Source organism: Stenotrophomonas sp. P5_A8 (genome assembly GCF_056400545.1).
In genome coordinates, this window is record NZ_JBFULB010000428.1 from 1 (window position 1) to 2,754 (window position 2,754).

General features: G+C 67.1%; 2 protein-coding genes. One reads left to right on the forward strand and one right to left on the reverse strand.

Features of this window, described 5'->3' with window-relative positions; translation table 11 throughout:
• Positions 1–1,515 (reverse strand): ABC1 kinase family protein (locus AC1DQP_RS19125; RefSeq protein WP_478052266.1); only part of this gene is annotated, 1,515 nt, incomplete at its 3' end.
• Positions 1,516–1,696: 181 nt separating this feature from the next.
• Here AC1DQP_RS19125 and AC1DQP_RS19130 point away from each other — a divergent pair.
• Entirely contained in the window at positions 1,697–2,635 is a 939-nt protein-coding gene (locus AC1DQP_RS19130; RefSeq protein WP_256774878.1) for a DUF808 domain-containing protein, read from the forward strand.
• Positions 2,636–2,754 lie beyond the last annotated feature (119 nt).

The window sequence follows — 2,754 nt, forward strand, 5'->3', positions numbered from 1 at the left end:
CAGGTGCCAGCCCGTATCCACCTTCATCATCATCGCCGCAGCCAGAATCAGCGCCGCGGTGATGATGCCGGCCGACACACGGTTGGCGATCTTCTGCAGGTTCTCCATCAACCGTGATTCTTCCAGCCCGGTGACTTTCATCTGCAGCCGGTTCTCGGCGAGCAGCGCGAGGATATCGGACATCTTGCGCGGGCCTTCGCGCAGCAGCTGCTGCATCTCCATCGCCTCGCTGGCCAGGTTGGCCGCCGACAGCGATTTCTTCAGCCGCGCGCGCATCACATGCTGCAGCTGCTTTTCCACGATGCGGCGGGTGTCCAGGTCCGGCGACAACAGCCGGCACACGGTTTCCAGGTTGAGCAGCGCCTTGCCGAGCAGGCTCAGCTCCGGCGGCGTACGCAGGCCGCTGGCGGTGGCGATGCGGACCAGGTCGAGCACCACGCGGCCTTCGGAGTAGCTGGTGTTGGCCGCGTAACGCGCGATCATCTGCCCGGTCTCGCGCAGGTAACGCTCCTCGTCGAAGGATTCCAGCCGCGTGCTGATGCCGATGATCTCATCGGCCACTTCCTCACCGCGGCCGTCCACCGCGGCGAACAGCAGCTTGAGCAGGCGCTCGCGCAAGCGGGGCGGCATGTGCGCGACCATGCCCAGGTCGAAGATCGCCAGCCGACCTTCGGGCGTCACGCGCAGGTTGCCCGGATGCGGATCGGCATGGATCTCGCCATGCACGAAGATCTGGTCGACATAGCCGCGGATCAGCGCGGCCGCCAGCGGCGCCATCGGCTGCTCGGTGCGGCGCACGTCGGGAATCATGTCCACGCGCACGCCGTGGGCCAGTTCCATGGTCAGCACGCGGTGGCTGCAGTAGTCCCACACCGGTTGCGGCACCCACAGCGGCTTGAACGGCTTGAGATGCTGGCCAAAGCGCTGCAGGTTTTCCGCCTCGGCCTGGTAGTCCAGCTCCTGCATCAGGGTCTTGGCGAACTCGTTGAGCCAGTCGCGCAGGCGCACGCGGCGGCCGACCTGGGTAAGGTGGTCGGCGGCCAGCGCGAAGCTGCGCAGCACGTCCAGGTCCGAGCGCAGCTGCGCGGCCACTTCCGGCTTCTGTACCTTGACGGCCACCTCGCGGCCGTCATGCAGTTGCGCGCGGTGCACCTGGGCGATCGAGGCGCAGCCCAGCGGCACCGGATCGAAGCTGGCAAACAGCTTGGACACCGGCGCGCCCAGTTCCCGCTCGATGATGCTGGCGATGCGCTCTACCGGGATCGGTGCCACCTTTTCCTGCATCCGCTCCAGTGCGGTGGCGAACTCCACCGGCACCATGTCCGGGCGCGTGGAAAGCATCTGGCCGAGCTTGACGAAGGTGGGGCCGAGCGATTCCAAGTCGGTGACGAACTGCTCCGGGTTGCCTTCCGGCGGCAGGTCGTGCATCGCCCGCGCATCCAGGTTCATGCCCGAAAACACCCCGGAATGCCGGTAACGCAGCAGTAGGCGCAGGATCTGGCTGCGGCGGTTCATGCCCTTGACCAGCGACGGCGTACCAGGGGCGACAGGCGTGGTATTCAAGCAGGGCTCCAGCAGGGGGATCACCGGCAGTGTCGCCGGGACGGGGTGGTGGGCCGGTGAATCCGCCTGGCGCTATCGCCCCGCGCCCCGGATCGGGCAGAATCCACGCTCCCGCTTGATCTATTGGATTGCCATGGCCGGTGCCAGCCTGTTCGCGTTGCTCGATGACATTGCCGCGCTGTTGGACGATGTGTCGGTCCTGACCAAGGTCGCGGCCAAGAAGACCGCCGGCGTGCTTGGCGACGACCTGGCGCTGAACGCGCAGCAGGTGACGGGTGTCAACGCCAACCGCGAGCTGCCGGTGGTATGGGCGGTGGCCAAGGGCTCGCTGGTCAACAAGGCGATCCTGGTGCCGGCCGCGCTGGCGATCAGCGCGCTGGAGGCCTGGCTGCGCGGCAAGGGCTACCCGGTGCCGATCGTGGTGCCGCTGATGATGATCGGCGGCGCGTTCCTCTGCTACGAGGGCGTGGAGAAGCTGGCGCACCGCTTCCTGCATTCGCAGGAAGAAGATGCCCAGCAGAAGGCCGAGCGGGTCAAGGCGCTGGCCGATGAAAAGGTGGACATGGTCGCGTGGGAGAAGGACAAGGTGAAGGGCGCGGTACGCACCGACTTCATCCTGTCGGCCGAGATCATCGTGCTGTCACTGGGTGTGGTGTCCGCTGCGCCGTTCCTCAACCAGGTCACCGCGCTGGTGATCATCGCCCTGGCGATGACGGTGTTCGTGTACGGCCTGGTGGCCGGCATCGTGAAGCTGGACGACGTCGGCCTGTACCTGTCGCGCAAGGGCGCGGCGCTGGCGGCGATCGGCCGTGGGCTGCTGGTGACCGCGCCGTGGCTGATGAAGTTCCTGTCGGTGGCCGGGACGGCGGCGATGTTCCTGGTCGGTGGCGGCATCCTGGTTCACAACGTGCCGGCGCTGCACCACCTGGTACAGGCACTCGGTGGTGAAGGCCGCTGGGGCTGGCTGGTCAACGCGCTGGGCAACATGGTGGTTGGCGTGATCGCCGGTGCCATCGTGCTGGCGGCGGTGATGGGGTTCCAGAAGCTGCGCGGGAAGAAAGCGGCGCATTGAGGGTGAGGCCGCCGAGCAGGGCTCGGCGCTACCGGTGGGGGCGGGGGATTGATCATCATTCCGCGCCCGGCGGCGGATGCCAACCGCAGGGCGATGCGCTAATCGAAGCGGCGCTTGTC

Excerpts from the sequence above, each read along its gene's own strand:
- AC1DQP_RS19130 (WP_256774878.1), top strand. The coding sequence starts at position 1,697 with ATGGCCGGTGCCAGCCTGTTCGCGTTGCTCGATGACATTGCCGCGCTG.